General features: G+C 70.5%; 17 protein-coding genes and 1 tRNA gene. 13 read left to right on the top strand and 5 right to left on the bottom strand.

Going from position 1 to position 18,238, the window contains the following annotated elements:
* Nucleotides 1-154: 154 nt before the first annotated feature.
* From paaA to AS97_RS23835, 6 genes are all read left to right on the top strand, one after another.
* A complete protein-coding gene (gene paaA / locus AS97_RS23860) occupies nt 155-1,105 on the top strand; it encodes a 1,2-phenylacetyl-CoA epoxidase subunit PaaA (protein WP_059143774.1) in 951 nt (316 codons plus the stop codon).
* Nucleotides 1,102-1,398 carry a 1,2-phenylacetyl-CoA epoxidase subunit PaaB gene (paaB, locus tag AS97_RS23855; protein WP_046088802.1) on the top strand — a complete coding sequence of 99 codons (297 nt, stop codon included), beginning with the start codon at nt 1,102-1,104 and terminating at the stop codon, nt 1,396-1,398. Before paaA ends, paaB begins: the two co-directional genes overlap by 4 nt.
* Nucleotides 1,395-2,096, top strand: coding sequence for a 1,2-phenylacetyl-CoA epoxidase subunit PaaC (gene paaC / locus AS97_RS23850; RefSeq protein WP_210565611.1), 702 nt, complete (start codon nt 1,395-1,397; stop codon nt 2,094-2,096). Before paaB ends, paaC begins: the two co-directional genes overlap by 4 nt.
* On the top strand, nt 2,090-2,629 hold the full coding sequence (paaD, locus tag AS97_RS23845; protein ID WP_125759563.1) for a 1,2-phenylacetyl-CoA epoxidase subunit PaaD: 540 nt from the start codon (nt 2,090-2,092) through the stop codon (nt 2,627-2,629). The genes paaC and paaD overlap by 7 nt, the downstream gene beginning before the upstream one ends.
* Complete coding sequence (locus AS97_RS23840) at nt 2,629-3,738, top strand: 2Fe-2S iron-sulfur cluster-binding protein (RefSeq protein ID WP_059143771.1); 1,110 nt, start codon at nt 2,629-2,631, stop codon at nt 3,736-3,738. The genes paaD and AS97_RS23840 overlap by 1 nt, the downstream gene beginning before the upstream one ends.
* Nucleotides 3,739-3,831: 93 nt before the next feature.
* A complete protein-coding gene (locus AS97_RS23835) occupies nt 3,832-4,980 on the top strand; it encodes an acyl-CoA dehydrogenase family protein (protein WP_059143770.1) in 1,149 nt (382 codons plus the stop codon).
* A gap of 31 nt (nt 4,981-5,011) precedes the next feature.
* Here the strand turns inward: AS97_RS23835 and AS97_RS23830 are convergent, their stop codons facing one another.
* From AS97_RS23830 to AS97_RS23815, 4 genes are all read right to left on the bottom strand, one after another.
* On the bottom strand, nt 5,012-5,365 hold the full coding sequence (locus AS97_RS23830) for a rhodanese-like domain-containing protein (protein ID WP_059143769.1): 354 nt from the start codon (nt 5,363-5,365) through the stop codon (nt 5,012-5,014).
* A gap of 43 nt (nt 5,366-5,408) precedes the next feature.
* Nucleotides 5,409-6,413, bottom strand: a complete 1,005-nt coding sequence (locus AS97_RS23825; RefSeq protein ID WP_247204470.1) for a hypothetical protein — start codon at nt 6,411-6,413, stop codon at nt 5,409-5,411.
* Between the two features lie 58 nt (nt 6,414-6,471).
* Nucleotides 6,472-7,998, bottom strand: a complete 1,527-nt coding sequence (locus AS97_RS23820; RefSeq protein ID WP_247204469.1) for a DUF2252 domain-containing protein — start codon at nt 7,996-7,998, stop codon at nt 6,472-6,474.
* Between the two features lie 218 nt (nt 7,999-8,216).
* Complete coding sequence (locus AS97_RS23815; RefSeq protein WP_059143767.1) at nt 8,217-8,594, bottom strand: helix-turn-helix domain-containing protein; 378 nt, start codon at nt 8,592-8,594, stop codon at nt 8,217-8,219.
* Nucleotides 8,595-8,709: 115 nt separating this feature from the next.
* Between AS97_RS23815 and AS97_RS23810 the strand changes: the two genes are divergently transcribed.
* Complete coding sequence (locus AS97_RS23810; protein ID WP_059143766.1) at nt 8,710-9,363, top strand: NAD(P)H-dependent oxidoreductase; 654 nt, start codon at nt 8,710-8,712, stop codon at nt 9,361-9,363.
* 261 nt (nt 9,364-9,624) lie between these two features.
* Here the strand turns inward: AS97_RS23810 and AS97_RS23805 are convergent.
* Nucleotides 9,625-9,711 (bottom strand) — tRNA-Leu (locus tag AS97_RS23805).
* Between the two features lie 326 nt (nt 9,712-10,037).
* On the opposite strand from AS97_RS23805, the gene AS97_RS23800 reads away from it, so the two are divergent.
* The 6 genes from AS97_RS23800 (at nt 10,038) to pknB (ending at nt 18,152) form a co-directional block, all read left to right on the top strand.
* The gene (locus AS97_RS23800; protein ID WP_059143765.1) at nt 10,038-10,880 is read left to right on the top strand and encodes a DUF3662 and FHA domain-containing protein; all 843 of its coding nucleotides are present in this window, start codon (nt 10,038-10,040) and stop codon (nt 10,878-10,880) included.
* Nucleotides 10,881-10,890: 10 nt separating this feature from the next.
* Nucleotides 10,891-11,409 (top strand): FHA domain-containing protein, encoded by a 519-nt coding sequence (locus AS97_RS23795; protein WP_014053590.1) that lies wholly within the window; start codon nt 10,891-10,893, stop codon nt 11,407-11,409.
* A 75-nt stretch (nt 11,410-11,484) separates the two neighbouring features.
* Nucleotides 11,485-13,071, top strand: a complete 1,587-nt coding sequence (locus tag AS97_RS23790; RefSeq protein WP_059143821.1) for a PP2C family serine/threonine-protein phosphatase — start codon at nt 11,485-11,487, stop codon at nt 13,069-13,071.
* A gap of 22 nt (nt 13,072-13,093) precedes the next feature.
* Nucleotides 13,094-14,506 (top strand): FtsW/RodA/SpoVE family cell cycle protein, encoded by a 1,413-nt coding sequence (locus AS97_RS23785; RefSeq protein ID WP_059143764.1) that lies wholly within the window; start codon nt 13,094-13,096, stop codon nt 14,504-14,506.
* Nucleotides 14,503-15,975 (top strand): penicillin-binding protein 2, encoded by a 1,473-nt coding sequence (locus AS97_RS23780; RefSeq protein ID WP_086710635.1) that lies wholly within the window; start codon nt 14,503-14,505, stop codon nt 15,973-15,975. The genes AS97_RS23785 and AS97_RS23780 overlap by 4 nt, the downstream gene beginning before the upstream one ends.
* Before the next feature lie 167 nt (nt 15,976-16,142).
* Nucleotides 16,143-18,152 carry a Stk1 family PASTA domain-containing Ser/Thr kinase gene (pknB, locus tag AS97_RS23775; RefSeq protein ID WP_210565610.1) on the top strand — a complete coding sequence of 670 codons (2,010 nt, stop codon included), beginning with the start codon at nt 16,143-16,145 and terminating at the stop codon, nt 18,150-18,152.
* Nucleotides 18,153-18,238 lie beyond the last annotated feature (86 nt).

Here is an 18,238-nt window from a genome sequence, read left to right as displayed (position 1 = left end):
TCCCCGGCACCGTACCCATGCGGAGCCACTCGGCACAGCGTCCTCAGCGTTATCCACAGGGTTGACACCCTACGTTCCTCAGCACACCATTGAACCGAACGATCGGTCGGTCGGCTGGCCGGTCGGCGGAGACGGATGGGCGGAGGGGCTTCGCATGACGACGACGGCGGCGGACGCGGGAGCGTACGAGGCGGTGTTCGACGCCGCCCTGGCCGCGGACGAGCGCATCGAGCCGCGCGACTGGATGCCCGATGACTACCGGGCCACGCTGGTGCGGCAGATGGCGCAGCACGCCCACTCCGAGATCATCGGCATGCAGCCGGAGGCCAACTGGATCACCCGCGCCCCCTCGCTGCGGCGCAAGGCGATCCTGATGGCCAAGGTCCAGGACGAGGCGGGCCACGGCCTGTACCTCTACAGCGCGGCGGAGACCCTGGGCACCAGCCGGGAGGAGCTGCTCGACAAGCTCCACAGCGGCCGCCAGAAGTACTCCTCGATCTTCAACTACCCCACGCTGACCTGGGCCGACGTCGGAGCCATCGGCTGGCTGGTCGACGGCGCCGCGATCACCAACCAGGTCCCGCTGTGCCGCTGCTCCTACGGGCCTTACGCACGGGCGATGGTCCGCATCTGCAAGGAGGAGTCCTTCCACCAGCGCCAGGGGTATGAGCTGCTGCTGGCCCTGAGCCAAGGCACCGAGGCCCAGCACGCCATGGCGCAGGACGCCGTGGACCGCTGGTGGTGGCCGTCGCTGATGATGTTCGGCCCGCCGGACGACGCCTCGGCCCACTCCGCCCAGTCGATGGCCTGGAAGATCAAGCGCCACTCCAATGACGAGCTGCGCCAGCGCTTCGTCGACATCTGCGTTCCCCAGGCCGAATCCCTCGGCCTCACCCTCCCCGACCCCGAGCTGCGGTGGAGCGAGGAGCGGGGGCATTACGACTTCGGGCCGATCGACTGGGACGAGTTCCGCGAGATCCTGCGGGGAAACGGCCCGTGCAACACCCAGCGCATCACCCAGCGGCGCCGGGCCCATGAGGAAGGCGCCTGGGTGCGCGAAGCGGCCGCGGCACACGCGGCCAAGCACGGGAAGGCACAGGCATGAGCGGTAGCCCGAGCGCCGAGTGGCCGCTGTGGGAGGTGTTCGTCCGCAGCAGGCGCGGACTGTCGCACACCCACGCCGGATCCCTCCACGCCCCGGACGCGGAGATGGCTTTGCGAAACGCACGGGATCTGTACACCCGGCGTTCGGAGGGCGTCTCGATCTGGGTGGTGCCGTCCGCCGAGATCACCGCCTCCTCCCCGGACGAGCGGGATCCGTTCTTCGAGCCGTCCGCCGACAAGCCCTACCGCCACCCCACCTTCTACGCGATCCCGGAGGGGGTGCGGCATCTATGACCGCGGCCCTCGCCCTGGGCGACGACGCGCTGGTGCTCTCCCACCGGCTGGGGGAGTGGGCCGGGCACGCCCCCGTGCTGGAAGAGGAGGTCGCGCTCGCCAATATCGCCCTCGACCTGCTCGGCCAGGCCCGGGTGCTGCTCTCCCTCGCCGGCGACGAGGACGAGCTGGCGTATCTGCGCGAGGAGCGGGCGTTCCGGAACGTGCAGCTGGTCGAGCAGCCAGGCGGTGACTTCGCCCAGACCATCGCCCGCCAGCTCTACTTCTCCACCTACCAGGAGCTGTTGTACGAGCGGCTGGCGCGCGGCACCGGCCCCTTCGCCCCGCTCGCCGCCAAGGCGGTCAAGGAGGTGGCCTACCACCGCGACCACGCCGAGCAGTGGACCCTGCGGCTCGGCGACGGCACGGAGGAGAGCCATAAGCGGATGCGGCGGGGGCTGGACACGCTCTGGCGGTTCACCGGTGAGCTCTTCGAGCCGGTCGAGGGGTGCGAGGTGGAGTGGCACACGCTGCACGACGCCTGGCTGACCCGGATCACCTCGGTCCTGGAGCGCGCCACCCTGGCGGTGCCCGAGGGGCCGCAGCGCGGCGGCTGGGCGGCCGGGGCGGGGCGCCAGGGTCTGCACACCGAGCCGTTCGGCCGGATGCTCGCCGAGATGCAGCATCTGCACCGCAGCCACCCGGGGGCGACATGGTGACGCCCACGCCCTCCGCGGCGCCCACGCCTCCCGCGTCCGGCACCACCCCGCTCGAGGAGGAGCTGCTGCGGCTGGCCGGATCCGTACCGGACCCCGAGCTGCCGATGGTGTCCCTGGCCGAGCTGGGCGTGATGCGCGGGCTGCGGCTGCTGGGGCCGGGCCGGGTGGAGGTCGAGCTGACGCCCACCTACACCGGCTGCCCGGCGCTGGAGTCGATGGCCACCGATATCGAGCGGGTGCTGCATGACCACGGCGTCCCCGAGGTCGCCGTGCGCACGGTCCTCTCCCCGCCCTGGACGACGGACGCGATCAGCGCCGAGGGCCGCCGCAAGCTGGCGGAGTCCGGCATAGCGCCGCCCGCGGCGCGACGTGCGGCGGCGGACGGCCCGGTCCCGGTGGCCCTGGCGGTGCGCTGCCCGCACTGCGGCTCGACCGAGACCGAGCTGCTGAGCCGCTTCTCCTCCACCGCCTGCAAGGCGCTGCGCCGCTGCACGGCCTGCGGTGAACCGTTCGACCACTTCAAGGAGTTGTGATGGCCGCGGAGGCGGTGCAGCGGGCCACGCCCCGCCACGGCGCGTTCCACCCGCTGCGGGTGGCGGCGGTCGATCGGCTCACCGATGACGCGGTGATGGTCACCCTCCTGGTGCCGCCCGCGCTGCGGGAGACGTTCCGCTTCACGGCGGGGCAGCACATCGCGGTGCGCCGGTTCGCGGACGGCGCGGAGATCCGCCGGACGTATTCGCTGTGCACCCCGGCCCCGGGCGCGGACGGCCCGGAGTTCCTGCGGATCGGGGTGCGGCTGGTCGAGGGCGGTGAGTTCTCGGCGTATGCCCTCAAGGAGCTGGCGGTCGGGGAGGTCATGGAGGTGATGGCCCCGGCCGGCCGTTTCGTCCTGGAGCCCCGGCCCGGCTATTTCGCGGCGGTCGTCGGCGGCAGCGGCATCACCCCCGTGCTGTCCATCGCGGCCACGCTGCTCAGTCGGCAGCCCGAGGCGCGGTTCTGTCTGATCCGCAGCGACCGCACCGCGGCCTCGACGATGTTCCTGGAGGAGGTCGCCGACCTCAAGGACCGCTGGCCCGACCGGTTCCAGCTGGTGTGCGCGCTCTCCCGGGAGGAGCAGCAGGCCGGGCTGGTGTCCGGCCGACTCGACGAGGAGCGGCTGACCGCGCTGCTGCCGGCGCTGCTGCCGGTCACCTCGGTGGACGGCTGGTTCCTGTGCGGACCCTATGGTCTGGTGCGCGCCGCCGAGCGGGCGCTGCGCGGCCTCGGGGTCTCCCGCGGCCGGGTCCATCAGGAGATCTTCCATGTGGAGGCGGCCCCCACCGAGGACGTCTCCCCCGTGCCGGATCCGGCGCGGACCGCGTCGCAGAGCTCGGTCACGGCGACCCTGGACGGCCGGTCGGGCACCTGGCCGGTCCAGGCCGGGGAGCCGCTGCTGGAGACCGTGCTGCGCAACCGGGCCGACGCGCCGTATGCGTGCAAGGGCGGGGTGTGCGGGACCTGCCGGGCCTTCCTGGTCTCCGGCGAAGTGCGGATGGACCGTAACTTCGCGCTGGAGCCGGACGAGGTGGAGGCGGGCTATGTGCTGGCCTGTCAGTCCCATCCGGTGGGCGAGCGGGTGGAGCTGGACTTCGACCGCTGAAGCCCCGGGCCCGGCACCGGCGTTCCCTTCTTGTAGAGCCTGTTCTATCTTGACGGGCCGTCAGACAAAGCCGCGGCGCGGGAGGTACGGACAGTGGACTTCACCTTCACCGAGGAGCAGCAGGCGGCCGTCGAAGCGGCGAAGGCCGTCTTCTCCTCCGTCACACCGGACAGCGTGCCCAGCCCCGCGCTGACCGCCGGCGCCGTCGCCGAGGACTTCGACCGCGTGCTGTGGCGGAAGCTCGCCGAGAGCGATCTGCTGGGCCTGAGCCTCGACCCCCAGTACGGAGGCTCGGGCCTCGACCCGCTCGCCCTGTGCCTGGTGCTGCGGGAATGCGGCCGGGTGCTGGCCCGGGTGCCGCTGCTGGAGTCCAGCGCCACGGCACTGGCCGTGCAGCGGTACGGCGGGGCCGAGTTGCGCACCGCCGTACTGCCCCGGGCCGTCGGCGGTGAGCTGGTCCTCACCACGGCCTCCAGCGGCCGCACCGGCCATGGCCCGGCCGAACTCGCCGTCCAGGCGCGGCGGAACGGGGACGGCTGGGTGCTGGACGGCGTCCAGACCGCGGTCCCCTGGGCGCATGGCGCCGATCAGGTGCTGATCCCGGCCCACACCGGGGAGGGCCGGACGATCCTCGCCCTGGTCCCCCGCGACCACGAGGGCGTCGCCCTCGATGAGCAGATCTCCACCAGCGGTGAGCGCCTGGCCGAGATCCGGCTGGACGGAGTGCGGCTCGCCGACCGCGAGGTGCTGGCCGCGGACGGCGCCTGGGAATGGCTGCGCGATCTGCTCACCACCGGCACCTGTGCGCTCGCGCTGGGCCTCGGCTCGGCGGTGCTGGACCTGACCAGCTCCTATGTGAGCGAGCGCGAGCAGTTCGGCTTCCCGCTCGCCAGCTTCCAGGCGGTCGCCGTGCAGACCGCCGACCGCTATATCGATCTGCGGGCCATGGAGGCCACGCTGTGGCAGGCGGCCTGGCGGCTGTCTCTGACCGAGGAGCGGCCGACGGCGAGCGGGGCGCTGCCCATCGCGGGGGATGTCGCCGTCGCCAAGATCTGGGCCGCCGAGGGCCTGCGCCGCGTCGTGCAGACCGCACAGCATCTGCACGGCGGCTTCGGCGCGGTCACCGACTACCCCCTGCACCGCTACCACGCGTGGGGCAAGCAGCTGGAGCTCTCGCTGGGGTCCGCCGCCGCCCATGAGGAGGCACTGGGCGAACTCCTCGCCGCCCACCCCCTCGGCTGATCGGCGGGCCCCGCCGACCGTAGGGAAACTCCTAGAGCACAAAGGCCCCTTCGGCGGTGCCGTCGGGGCCGCTCACCATCGGCCGGCCCGCCGCGTCCCAGGCGAGCATCCCGCCGTCCACATTCACCGCGTCCAGACCCTGCGCGACCAGGTACTGCGTCACCTGCGCGGAGCGGCCGCCGACCCGGCACATCACATGCACCCGCTGCCCCTCGCCGACCTTCGCGGTCAGCTCATCGAACCGCGCCACGACCTGGCCCATCGGGATGTGCAGCGCGCCCTCGACATGCCCGGCCGTCCACTCGTCGTCCTCCCGGACATCCAGCAGAAGGCCATCGGCCGGTACCGCCGCCGCCTCCATCTGGGGAAGCTGGGCAAAATGCATCAGACACACCTCTCACATGACATCGGCAGCTGCGGCAAACCTACTACCGCATCAGCTCCGCGAGCCGGGTCTCCTTCTCCGCGGCCTGGGCCAGCAGCTGCTCGGCGATCTCGTCCAGCAGCCGGTCGGGGTCCTCCGGCGCCATCTTGATCATCGCGCCGATCGCGCTCGACTCCAGCTCCGCGGCGACCGCGGCCAGCATCTCCTTGCGCTCGGCCAGCCACTCCAGCCGGGCGTACAGCTCCTCGCTGCGGCTCGCCCGCCGCTCCGGCGGTGGCGGACCGGCCTCCCACTCCTCGGCCAGCGCCCGCAGCGCCTCCTCGTCCCCGGCCGCGTACGCCGCGTTGACCCGCACGATGAAGGCACCGCGCCGCTCCCGCTCGGCCTCCTCCTCGGCCAGATCCGGATGGGCCTTACGGGCCAGCTCCCGGTAGATCCGGCGGGCCTCCTCGCTCGGCCGCACCCGCGGCGGCGGCTGCACGGGCCGCTCGGTGAGCATCGCGGCCGCCTCCGGAGAGAGCCCCTCCGAGTCGATCCAGCCGTGGAACAGCTCCTCCACGCCCGGCATCGGCTGCACCAGCCCCCGCGCCTCCTGCGCCTTGCGGATGTCCTCCGGATCGCCGGTGCGCGCCGCGACCGCCTCGGCGATCAGCGCGTCCAGCTCGTCGAGGCGCGAGTACATGGGCCCGAGCCGCTGGTGGTGCAGCCGGGAGAAGTTCTCCACCTCCACCCGGAAGGTCTCCACCGCGATCTCGAACTCGATCAGCGCCTGCTCGGCCGCGCGCACCGCCCGCTCCAGACGCTCGGCGGCCTGAGCCTCCTCCTGGGCACGGGCATCCCCGGCGTCCGCGGCATCCCCGGAACCGGCGTCCCCGGATGACCCCGCGTCCCCGGGCCCGGCATCACCGGACCGGGAGTCCTCGGACCAGGGCCCCTGGGACCGAGTCTCCCCGGACCGCGTCTCCCCGGACCGGTCGTGCGACTCCGCCTGGGGCTCCGCGTCCGACACCGACTGCCGTGCCTGCTGCTGCGCTTCCGGATTCGTCACCCGCTCAGACTACGTCCGGCGGTGATCGGCGACCGAGCACGCACCCCCGCCCCGCGCCTCACACCCCCAACTCGGCCGCTATCCGGCCGTTGCGCACCGCCACGACCAGCGCGGAGTGATCCGCTTCCGTGCGATCCGCGTACGCCACGGCGAAGCTGGCCACCGCCTCGTCCAGCTCCTCCCCCTTGCCGCAGTAACCGGCCAGCAGCCGAGGGTCCGCGCTGTGGGCATGCGCTCGCGCCAGCAGCGCGCCGGTCATCCGCCCGTAGTCGTCCATCTGGTCCGCCGCAAGCGCCGCCGGGTCCACGCTTCCCTTGCGGTTGCGGAACTGGCGCACCTGGTAATGCCGCCCCCGCACCGTCGTCCACCCCAGCAGGATGTCGCTGACCACCTGCATCCGCTTCTGGCCGAGCACCACCCGCCGCCCCTCATGTGTGACGTCCGGCACCTCGAAACCGGCCTTCGCCACATACGACAGCAGCGCGGAGGGACGCGCCTCCTTCACCTGGAGCACCATCGGCTCGCCCCGGTGGTCGAGCAGCAGCACCACATAGGAGCGGGTGCCCACACTGCCCGTGCCGACCACCCGGAACGCCACATCGTGCACCTCGTACCGCGAGAGCAGCGGCAGCCGGTCCTCCGGCAGCGTGCCCAGATACTCGGCGAGCGACGTGGCCACCGCCGCCGCCTCCTCGTCCGGCACCCTCCGCAGCACCGGCGGCGCGTCCACGAAGCGCCGGGCCTCCGGCCGGCCGGAGGAGCCCTCCTCGCCCGGTACGGGCTCGGTGGACCGGGCCGCGTACCGCGCGCTGGTGTTCCGCCGGGCCTTCTCGGAGATCCGCTCCAGAGTCCCGACCAGGTCCTTGGCGTCCGTGTGGGAGACCAACTCCTCGTCCGCGATCGCGTTCCACGCGTCCGCCGCCGGCAGCTTGGCCAGCAGCCGCACCGTGCGCCGATAGGCGCCCACGGCGTCCTGAGCCGCCGCCCGGCAGGTGTCCTCGTCGGCACCCGCCTCCCGGCCGGCCAGCACCAGCGAGACCGCGAGCCGCTTCACATCCCACTCCCACGGGCCGTGGACGGTCTCGTCGAAGTCGTTCAGATCGATGACCAGGCCACCGCGCGCATCTCCGTAGATCCCGAAGTTGGCGGCGTGGGCATCACCACACAGCTGTGCCCCGATGCCGGTCACCGGCGTGGTCGTGAGGTCGTGCCCCATCAGCCCGGCGGCCCCGCGCAGAAAGGAGAAGGGGCCCGCGGCCATCCGCCCCACCCGGATCGGGGTGAGCTCCGGCAGCCGCCCGGCATTCGACCGCTCGACCGCCGCCACCGGATCCGGCCGCCCGTCGGCCCTCGGCGGCTCGGCATGCGCCGAGCGCAGCACCCGCCTGCGCAGCGCCTTGCCCATCTGCCGAGGAGACGGCCCCTCACCGCGCCAGACGGCGAAGCCCGGAACCGGCGGCAGCCGCCGGGCCGCCCCGCCCGCGGCGCCCTCGCCGCCCGGCCCCCGCTCGCCACTCTCTCCGCCCCGGCCGCCCCGGCCGCCCTCTCCGCTTCCGCCGCCCTGACCGCTCCGGTCGTCCGTCATCGCGCCCCCGCCTTCCTCGCACACGACATCGACTGAGCAGACCGTACCCCCTGTCAGCCCACCCCGTCAGAGCCTGTGGAAAACCTCGGCGATCATGGTGAAACCCCTGATCAGACGCGACTCGTCCCGGCCCGGCCCAACCTCAGCCCGAGCTCCAGCCCAGGCTCGGTCACGGAACCAGCCTCGGACCCGGCCCCACCCCAGCCTCAGCCTCAGCCTCAGCCCCGGAACTGCTCCGGGCAGTCGTCGCCGCCCGAGGGGAGATGGCTCTCCGCCCACCGCGACAGCTCCTTCAGCGCGGGCTCCAGCGCCTTCCCCGCGTCGGTCAGCCGATAGGCCACCCGCAGCGGCGGTCCGGCGTCGACCTCCCGCACCACCAGACCCGCCGTGGAGAGCTCGGTGAGCCGGTCCGACAGCATCCGCTCACTGATCCCCGGGATGGCTCGCCTCAGATCGGCGAAGTACGCCGCCTGCTCCGTCAGCACGGCCACGATGAGCCCCGTCCAGCGCTTGCCGAACAGCTCGAAGAACCGCGTCATCTCGCCATCGACCTGCTTACAGGCCTGCTCGTTGTGCTCCCCACGATCCTTCGCCATGCCATACAGACTACTGCGTTCTGGTGCGGGACTGCAGAAAAGTAAGCTACTGTGCCATCTGTAAGTACGTAAGTATGACGGGCTCCTTACCGAGCCCTCTTCACTGGAGGCATCCATGCCGACTCTTCTGCACATCGACACGTCCGTCTTCCCCGGTGAGGCCTCCGCTTCCCGCTCGGTCACGGCCACCTTCCGCAAGGAATGGGAGGCCCAGCACCCGAACGGCACGGTGATCTATCGCGACCTGGCCGCCGAGCCGCTGCCGCACCTGGACGGTCTCGCCGCCGCGGCCGGTTTCACCGCTCCCGATCAGCGCTCGCCCGAGCAGCACGCCGCCTTCGCCCTGCGGGAGACCCTTGCCAGCGAGCTCGAGCAGGCGGACACGGTCCTGATCGCCGCCCCGATGTACAACTTCACGATCCCCTCCACCCTCAAGGCGTGGCTGGACCACGTGATCATCGTGGGCCGCACCTCGGGCGCCGAGCAGACCACCACCTCGGGCACCCCGACCGTCGTCGTCGCCAGCCGTGGCGGCGGCTACGGCCCCGGCACCCCCCGGGAGAGCTTCGAGTTCGTCACGAACTACCTGGGGAAGGCGCTGGGCGACGGGCTCGGCCTCGATGTCACCTTCGTTGTGCCCGAACTCACGCTGGCCCGCAGCAATCCGGCCATGGCCGAGCTGGTCGAGGCCTCGGACGCCTCCAAGGCGAAGGCCCACGAGGAGGCCGCGGTCAAGGCCAAGGAGCTCGCCACCCGCTTCGCTGCCTGATCGGTCCGACGTCTGATCAATCCGGACACCTGGCCAGGCCGTCCGACCGGTCAGCCTGACCCGCCCAACCCCGCCTGACCCGCCCGATCCCGTCCTACCCGGGCATCAGGCCACAGGGGCCTCCCCTCCCCCGGGAGGCCCCTGGCCATTTCTCTGGGAAGGCAAGGCTCCGGCAAAGCCCCGGCAAGGACCACCCCTGCCACAACGCGGAGCGGGCCTCCCAAAAGCGACTTTCGTCACTTCTGGGAGGCCCGCTCCGACTGGTGCGCGAGGGGGGAGTTGAACCCCCACGCCCTTTCGGGCACTGGAACCTGAATCCAGCGCGTCTGCCTATTCCGCCACCCGCGCATGGGTGCTGCCGTCCGGCCACTCGTCCCGCTCCCCGGTTGATCCTCTGGATCCGTCCGGTTCGTGTGGAGCGCCTTTCGACATCCAGAACATTAGCACGCCCTCCGGGGTGCAATCACACCCGTTACCGGCGCCCCCGCCCCCACCCGTCCGTGGAGCGTCACGGTTGCGGGACACTGTCGTCAGGGCACCTCTACGATCCCTGTGAGAGGTGACACTGCTCCACAGGGCCAGGAAGGGGAACCACCCGATTTCCCGACGCGTGGATACGATCAGTAAGCAGTACCAGGACGGCATAGAGCACGACTGACGGAAGGAGGTGCCCCGTGGGAGTACTGAAACGCTTCGAGCAGCGTCTCGAGGGCCTCGTGAACGGCACCTTCGCCAAGGTGTTCAAGTCCGAGGTCCAGCCTGTCGAGATCGCCGGCGCCCTCCAGCGGGAGTGCGACAACAACGCCACGATCTGGAACCGCGACCGGACGGTCGTCCCCAATGACTTCATCGTCGAGCTGAGCACGCCCGACTACGAGCGGCTCAGCCCGTACTCCGGCCAGCTCGGCGACGAGCTGGCCGGCATGGTCCGCGACTACGCCAAGCAGCAGCGTTACACCTTCATGGGCGCCATCAAGGTGCATCTGCAGAAGGCCGACGATCTCGACACCGGCCTGTACCGGGTGCGCAGCCGGACGCTGGCGTCCAGCGAGTCCCAGGACTCGCAGCAGGCGCCGGGCCGCCCCGGCGCCGGAGCCCCGCAGCAGCGCCCCGGCGGTTACGGCTACCCCGCCCAGCCCGCCGGTGCCCCGCCGATGCCGTCCACGCCCCCCGGCGCCCGTCCGGTGCCCCGCACCAGCGGAGCCGGGGCCGGCGCCGGAGCCCAGCAGCAGGGCCAGACCCGCCGCTGGATCGAGATCAACGGCAGCCGCCACCAGATCTCCCGGCCCACGCTCGTCCTGGGCCGCTCCACCGACGCTGACGTGCGGATCGACGATCCCGGTGTCTCCCGCAGACACTGCGAGATCCGGGTCGGAACCCCACCGACCGTGCAGGATCTCGGGTCGACCAACGGCATCGTGGTGGACGGACAGCACACCACGCGCGCTACGCTCCGCGACGGCTCGCGGATCGTCGTGGGCAGCACCACCATCGTTTACCGGCAAGCCGAAGGGTGAAGCGGGGGCAATGTCAGAGCTGACCCTCACGGTCATGCGGTTGGGTTTCCTCGCCGTACTGTGGCTGTTCGTCATCGTGGCCGTCCAGGTCATCCGCAGCGACCTGTTCGGGACCCGCGTGACCCAGCGCGGTTCGGCGCGGCGCGGCGCCCCCGACCGGCCGCAGCAGCAACAACAGCGGCAGAGCGCGCCGCCGCCGCAGCGCCAGCAGTCCGGTGGCCGCGGCCGCCGCGGTGCCCCCACCAAGCTGGTGGTCTCCGAGGGCACGCTCACCGGCACCACGGTCGCCCTGCAGGGGCAGACCATCACCCTCGGCCGTGCGCACGATTCAACAATCGTGCTGGACGACGACTACGCCTCCAGCCGGCATGCCAGGATCTACCCGGACCGTGACGGCCAGTGGATCGTCGAGGATCTCGGGTCCACCAACGGCACGTATCTCGACCGGACCCGACTCACCACACCGACACCGATCGCGCTGGGTGCGCCGATTCGCATCGGCAAGACCGTCATCGAGCTGCGGAAGTAGTAGGACCATGACGACCGGAGGGTGGGCAGCGTGGTTGGCAAGGGGCTGTACCCGGAGCCGACAGGCGAGGTGCGCATGAGTCTGTCACTGCGTTTCGCGGCCGGATCGCACAAAGGCATGATCCGGGAGGGCAACGAGGACTCCGGCTATGCCGGTCCCCGGCTGCTCGCCATCGCCGACGGCATGGGTGGCCAGGCCGCCGGCGAGGTCGCCAGCTCCGAGGTGATCTCCACCCTCGTCCAGCTCGACGACGACGTCCCGGGCTCGGACATCCTGACGTCCCTCGGCAGCGCCGTGCAGCGGGCCAATGACCAGCTGCGCGTCATGGTCGAGGAGGACCCCCAGCTGGAGGGCATGGGCACCACGCTCACCGCCCTGCTGTGGACCGGTCAGCGGCTCGGCCTGGTGCACGTCGGCGACTCGCGCGCGTATCTGCTGCGCGACGGTGTGCTCACCCAGATCACCCAGGACCACACCTGGGTGCAGCGCCTGGTCGACGAGGGCCGGATCACCGAGGAGGAGGCGGGCACCCACCCGCAGCGCTCCCTGCTGATGCGCGCGCTGGGCAGCGGCGACCATGTCGAGCCCGATCTGTCCATCCGCGAGGTCCGGGCCGGGGACCGCTATCTGATCTGCTCCGACGGCCTGTCCGGCGTCGTGAGCCACCAGACGCTCGAGGAGACCCTCGGCAGCTACCAGGGCCCCCATGAGACCGTGCAGGAGCTGATTCAGCTCGCCCTGCGCGGCGGCGGCCCCGACAACATCACCTGCATCGTCGCCGACGTCCTGGACGTCGACGGCGGCGACACCCTGGCCGCCCAGCTCAACGACACCCCCGTGATCGTGGGCGCGGTCGCCGAGAACCAGATTCCCCTCGGGGACGGCGGCGCCGCGCACACCCCCGCGGGCCGCGCGGCCGAGCTCGGCCGGTCCGTACCGCAGCAGGGCGACCCGCACGGCGGCTTCGGCCCGCCCGGCAGCGGCGACCCGGCCATGGGCGGTCTGCCGCAGGGCAGTTACGGCGACTACGCCGACGGCGACTTCACCAAGAAGAGCGGCGCCAAGACCTGGGCCAAGCGGTCGCTCTTCATCGTGCTGGGCCTGGCCGTGATCGGCGGCGGGCTCTACGGCGGCTATCGCTGGACCCAGACGCAGTACTACGTGGGCTCCAACGGCGACCATGTCGCGATCTACCAGGGCATCAGCCAGGACCTCGCCTGGATCAAGCTCAACAAGGTCCATGAGGACCACCGCGAGATCGAACTCAAGTACCTCCCGGCCGACCAGCGCGGCCGTGTGGAGGACACCATCACGGTCAGCGGGCTCGGCCAGGCCCAGGACAAGACCAAGGACCTCGCCACCCTCGCCGGCGCCTGTAAGAAGGCCGAGGCCCAGGACAAGGCCGAGGACAGCCAGAAGGACCTCACCGGCGGCGACAAGGACAAGAACGGCGGCTCCGGGGGCAGCCCCTCCAACAGCGCCAACCCGTCCCAGAGCGGCGCCCCGTCCGGGGACGACAAGACCGAGAACCAGTTCGGGGCGCGCACCGCGAAGGCCACGACCAAGCCCACGCCGACGACGTCTCCCACTCCGAAGCCCGGCCCCACCCTCTCGGAGGAGGAGAAGAAGTTGGTCCCGCAGTGCAGCAGCACCCAGCAGTGAAGCCGTAAGGGGCCGTCCACCCATGAGCAGTAGTACGACCAACACGACGACGATCAGTACGGCCGGACCGCCGAGCAGGCGCAACACCGAGCTGGCCATGCTCGTCTTCGCGGTGATCATTCCGGTCTTCGCGTACGCCAACGCGGGTCTGGCGCTCAGCGACGAGATGCCCTCCGGCATGCTCAGCTACGGCATCGGGCTCGGTCTGCTGGCCGGCGTCGGCCATCTGGTGGTCCGGAAGTTCGCGCCCTACGCGGATCCGCTGATGCTGCCGATCGCCACGCTCCTCAACGGGCTGGGCCTGGTGCTCATCTGGCGTCTGGACCAGTCCAAGCGGCTGGCACAGAAGGCGGAGAACGCCGGTCAGGTCTTCGCTGCCTCGGCCCCCAACCAGCTGATCTACTCGGCGCTGGGCGTCGCCCTCTTCGTCGGTGTCCTGATCCTGCTCAAGGATCACCGCCTCCTCCAGCGCTACACCTACATCTCCATGGTGGTGGCGCTGATCCTGCTGATCCTGCCGGTGTTCTTCCCGCCCCGATTCGGCGCGCGCATCTGGATCACCCTCGGCAGCTTCTCCATCCAGCCCGGTGAGTTCGCCAAGATCATCATCGCCGTGTTCTTCTCCGGCTATCTGATGGTCAAGCGGGACGCGCTCGCGCTGGCCAGCCGCCGCTTCATGGGGCTGTACCTGCCGCGCGGCCGCGACCTCGGCCCGATCCTGGTGGTCTGGGGGATGAGCATCCTCATCCTCGTCTTCGAGACCGACCTGGGCACCTCGCTGCTGTTCTTCGGCCTCTTCGTCGTGATGCTGTACGTCGCCACCGAGCGCACCAGCTGGATCGTCTTCGGCCTGCTGATGTCCGCGGTCGGCGCGGTCGGCGTCGCCACCTTCGAACCGCACGTCCAGCAGCGGGTGGACGCCTGGCTCGACCCCTTCGCGGCGTTCAAGACCGGGGGCAGCGACCAGATCGCCCAGGCGATGATGGCCTTCGGCTCCGGCGGCGTCTTCGGCACCGGCCTCGGCCAGGGCAACTCCGACCTCATCGGCTTCGCCGCCAACTCCGACTTCATCCTGGCCACGGTCGGCGAGGAGCTCGGGCTCGCGGGCACCATGGCGATCCTGCTGCTCTACGGCCTGATCGTGGAGCGCGGTGTGCGCACCGCGCTGGCCGCCCGTGACCCGTTCGGCAAGCTGCTGGCCATCGGCCTCTCCGCGGCCTTCGCCATCCAGGTCTTCGTCGTCGCGGGCGGTGTGATGGGCCTCATCCCGCTGACCGGTATGACCATGCCGTTCATCGCGCAGGGCGGCTCGTCCGTCATCGCCAACTGGGCACTCGTCGCCATTCTGATCAAGGTCAGCGACACCGCGCGCCGTCCGGCGCCGACGCCCGCCCCCACCACAGACGCCGAGATGACCCAGGTGGTCCGACCGTGAACAAGCCGCTGCGCCGAATCGCGATCTTCTGCGGACTTCTCGTCTTCGCCCTGCTGCTGCGGGACAACTGGATCCAGTACGTGCAGGCCGACGAGCTCAAGAACCACGAGAAGAACCGCAGGGTCCTGATCGCCCGTTACGGCCAGCCGCGCGGCAACATCATCGTCGACGGCCAGCCGATCACCGGATCCGTCGAGACCAACGGCACCGACTTCAAGTACAAGCGCACCTACAAGAACGGCCCCATGTGGGCACCGGTCACCGGGTTCGCCTCGCAGGCCTTCGACGCCAACCAGATCGAGAAGCTCGAAGACCAAATCCTTACGGGCAACGACGACCGCCTCTTCTTCAACCGGACGATCGACATGATCACCGGTAAGAAGCAGAAGGGCGGCGACGTCATCACCACCCTGAACGGCAAGGCCCAGAAGGCCGCGTTCGAGGGCCTCGGTGACAAGAAGGGCGCCGTCGCCGCGCTCGATCCGCGCACCGGCAAGATCCTCGCCCTCGCCTCCACCCCGAGCTACGACCCCTCGAAGTTCGCGGGCGCCTCCAAGAAGGACTCCGACGCCTACAACGCGCTCAAGCCGGACGTCGACAAGGACGACCCGATGCTCAACCGGGCGCTGCGGCAGACCTACCCGCCCGGCTCGACCTTCAAGGTCGTCACCGCGGCGGCCGCGCTGGAGAACGGCAAGTACACCGACATCGACGGGCCGACCGATTCGCCGGACCCCTGGAAGCTCCCGCTGTCCACCCAGCCGCTGCCCAACGAGGGGAACATCCCCTGTAAGGACGCCTCGCTGCGGCAGGCGCTCCGCTACTCCTGCAACACGGTCTTCGGCAAGCTCGGTGACGACCTGGGCAAGGACAAGATGCGCGAGGAGGCCGAGAAGTTCGGCTTCAACGAGGAGGTCTTCACGCCGGTCCGCGCCGACGCCAGCGTCTACCCCGAGAAGATGGACCAGCCGGGCAACGCGATGTCGGCCATCGGCCAGTTCGACAACCGGGCCACCCCGCTGCAGATGGCGATGGTCGCCGCCGCAGTCGCCAACGACGGCAAGCTGATGAAGCCGTACATGGTCGACTCGCTGCGCGCGCCCAACCTCAACACCATCGAGCAGACCGACCCGGAGGAGATGAGCCAGCCGCTCAGCTCGGAGAACGCCCAGAAGCTCCAGAGCATGATGGAGACCGTGGTCAAGGAGGGCACCGGTACCAGCGCCCAGATCCCGGGCGTCACGGTCGGCGGCAAGACCGGTACCGCGCAGCACGGCGTCGCCAACAGCAAGAACCCCTATGCGTGGTTCATCTCCTACGCCAAGGGCGATGACGGCTCGCCGGTCGCGGTCGCGGTCGTCATCGAGGGGTCCGACACCCTCCGCGGCGACATCGCCGGTGGCAAGCTGGCCGCGCCGATCGCCAAGAGCGTGATGCAGGCCGTACTGGAAACCCAGAGCGACAAGTGACCCCCGTCACGTCCGGATATCAATCCCGCACGTCGCCGTACCGGTCCGGTATCAGATAGCGACTGAGGCCGGGTCCCGTAAGACGTGCCGGGTACGGTATGCGCGAGCAGCACTTCGCCGGCCCCCACAGGTGCGGCCGGGAACCACGGAAGAGGGCTGGAGTAGCTATGGAAGAGCCGCGTCGCCTCGGCGGCCGGTATGAGCTGGGCTCAGTGCTCGGCCGCGGTGGCATGGCGGAGGTCTACCTCGCGCACGACACCCGCCTCGGCCGTACTGTCGCTGTGAAGACGCTCCGGGCGGACCTCGCCCGTGACCCGTCCTTCCAGGCCCGGTTCCGCCGAGAGGCCCAGTCGGCCGCCTCGCTCAACCATCCCGCGATCGTCGCGGTCTACGACACCGGCGAGGACTACGTCGACGGTGTCTCGATCCCTTACATCGTGATGGAGTACGTCGACGGTTCCACGCTGCGCGAGCTTCTCCACTCGGGCAGAAAGCTGCTCCCCGAGCGCTCGCTCGAGATGACCACCGGCATCCTCCAGGCACTCGAGTACTCGCACCGCAACAACATCGTCCACCGGGACATCAAGCCGGCCAACGTCATGCTCACGCGGGACGGCCAGGTCAAGGTGATGGACTTCGGCATCGCCCGCGCCATGGGCGACGCCGGTATGACCATGACGCAGACGGCCGCCGTCATCGGTACCGCCCAGTACCTCTCCCCCGAGCAGGCCAAGGGCGAGACCGTCGACGCGCGCAGCGACCTGTACTCCACCGGCTGTCTGCTCTACGAGCTGCTGACCGTAAGGCCGCCGTTCGTGGGCGACTCCCCGGTGGCCGTCGCGTATCAGCATGTGCGGGAGGACCCGCAGCCGCCGAGCACGTACGACCCCGAGATCACCCCGGAGATGGACGCCATCGTCCTGCGGGCACTGGTCAAGGACCCCGATTACCGCTACCAGTCGGCCGACGAGATGCGTGCCGACATCGAGGCGGCCCTGGAGGGCCAGCCGGTGGCCGCGACCGCCGCGCTGGGCGCGGTCGGCTACGGCTCCGAGGACCAGCCCACCGCGATGCTGCGGCCGCAGAATTCCGGTGCCGGGGCGCAGACCTCGATGCTTCCGCCGATGCGCGAGGACGACGGCGGCTTCGGCTACGACGAGCGGCCGGACCGCGGCCGGGGGCGCGGGGGCTCCGGCAAGAAAAGCAACCTCTCGACGATCCTGCTGATCGTCGCGGGGATACTGGTGCTGGTCGGCGCGATCTTCATCGGGAAGTCGCTGTTCGGCGGCGGTAAGAACGACGACATGGTCGCGGTCCCCAATCTGGTCGGCAAGACGATCGCCGACGCCAAGAGCCAAGGGGAGAACGGCGACTTCAAGATCAAGAACATCGGCTCCAAGTTCTGCGAGAACGCGGACAAGGACACCGTCTGCGAGCAGAACCCCGAGGGCGGCGGCGAGATCAAGCGGTACGGCGTGGTCGAGCTGACCATGTCCAAGGGCCCCAAGCCCGCGGCGAGGGTCGAGGTGCCCGACGTCCTGAACGTGCAGTACGAGTCGGCCAAGGATCAGCTCGAGGCCAAGGGCTTCAAGGTCGACCAGAAGACCCAGCAGTCGGACCAGACCGCCGGCAAGGTGATCGACCAGGACCCGAAGGGCGGCAGGAAGGTCGCGAAGGGCGCCACGATCACCCTGACCGTCGCCCAGGCACAGCAGAAGGTCACCGTCCCCGACGTGACCACGCAGAAGGTCGCGGACGCCACGGCCGCCCTCCAGGGGAAGGGCCTCAAGGTCCAGACGCAGGAGGTCGACAACGGCGACGTCGAGGCCGGCACGGTGACCGACCAGACGCCCAAGGGCGGCCAGGAGGTCCTGCCCGGTTCGACGGTCACGCTGACCGTCGCCAAGGCCGCCGCGGAGAACGTGCCGGTGCCCAACCTGGGTGGCCAGAAGCTCAAGGACGCCAAGAAGGCGCTCCAGGACCTGGGCCTGAACGTGGGCAACATCGCCGGTCCGCAGGACGACGAAGCCACCGTGGTGGCCAGCCAGCCCGGTGCGGGCACCCAGGTGCCCAAGGGCCAGTCGGTGAACCTCATCACGGTCGCCGGGCAGGGCGGCGGGAACGGCAACGGAGGCGGGGACGGCGGAGGCATCTTCGGCGGCCAGAACGGCTTCTAGGCGCACAGCAGTGACACGGGGAAGCCCCCGGCATCCTGAGAAGGGTGCCGGGGGCTTCTTCGTGCTCAGGGGCCGCCCGGGGGCCA

It is taken from the genome of Streptomyces sp. AgN23, assembly GCF_001598115.1.
Classification (GTDB): domain Bacteria; phylum Actinomycetota; class Actinomycetes; order Streptomycetales; family Streptomycetaceae; genus Streptomyces; species Streptomyces antimycoticus.
Note: the sequence above shows the minus strand (reverse complement) of the source record. Positions and strands in the feature narration are given on the sequence as shown.

Excerpts from the sequence above, each read along its gene's own strand:
- paaA (WP_059143774.1), top strand. The coding sequence starts at position 155 with ATGACGACGACGGCGGCGGACGCGGGAGCGTACGAGGCGGTGTTCGAC.
- paaB (WP_046088802.1), top strand. The coding sequence starts at position 1,102 with ATGAGCGGTAGCCCGAGCGCCGAGTGGCCGCTGTGGGAGGTGTTCGTC.
- paaC (WP_210565611.1), top strand. The coding sequence starts at position 1,395 with ATGACCGCGGCCCTCGCCCTGGGCGACGACGCGCTGGTGCTCTCCCAC.
- paaD (WP_125759563.1), top strand. The coding sequence starts at position 2,090 with ATGGTGACGCCCACGCCCTCCGCGGCGCCCACGCCTCCCGCGTCCGGC.
- AS97_RS23840 (WP_059143771.1), top strand. The coding sequence starts at position 2,629 with ATGGCCGCGGAGGCGGTGCAGCGGGCCACGCCCCGCCACGGCGCGTTC.
- AS97_RS23830 (WP_059143769.1), bottom strand. The coding sequence starts at position 5,365 with ATGCATTTTGCCCAGCTTCCCCAGATGGAGGCGGCGGCGGTACCGGCC.
- AS97_RS23820 (WP_247204469.1), bottom strand. The coding sequence starts at position 7,998 with ATGACGGACGACCGGAGCGGTCAGGGCGGCGGAAGCGGAGAGGGCGGC.
- AS97_RS23815 (WP_059143767.1), bottom strand. The coding sequence starts at position 8,594 with ATGGCGAAGGATCGTGGGGAGCACAACGAGCAGGCCTGTAAGCAGGTC.
- AS97_RS23810 (WP_059143766.1), top strand. The coding sequence starts at position 8,710 with ATGCCGACTCTTCTGCACATCGACACGTCCGTCTTCCCCGGTGAGGCC.
- AS97_RS23795 (WP_014053590.1), top strand. The coding sequence starts at position 10,891 with ATGTCAGAGCTGACCCTCACGGTCATGCGGTTGGGTTTCCTCGCCGTA.
- AS97_RS23790 (WP_059143821.1), top strand. The coding sequence starts at position 11,485 with ATGAGTCTGTCACTGCGTTTCGCGGCCGGATCGCACAAAGGCATGATC.
- AS97_RS23785 (WP_059143764.1), top strand. The coding sequence starts at position 13,094 with ATGAGCAGTAGTACGACCAACACGACGACGATCAGTACGGCCGGACCG.
- pknB (WP_210565610.1), top strand. The coding sequence starts at position 16,143 with ATGGAAGAGCCGCGTCGCCTCGGCGGCCGGTATGAGCTGGGCTCAGTG.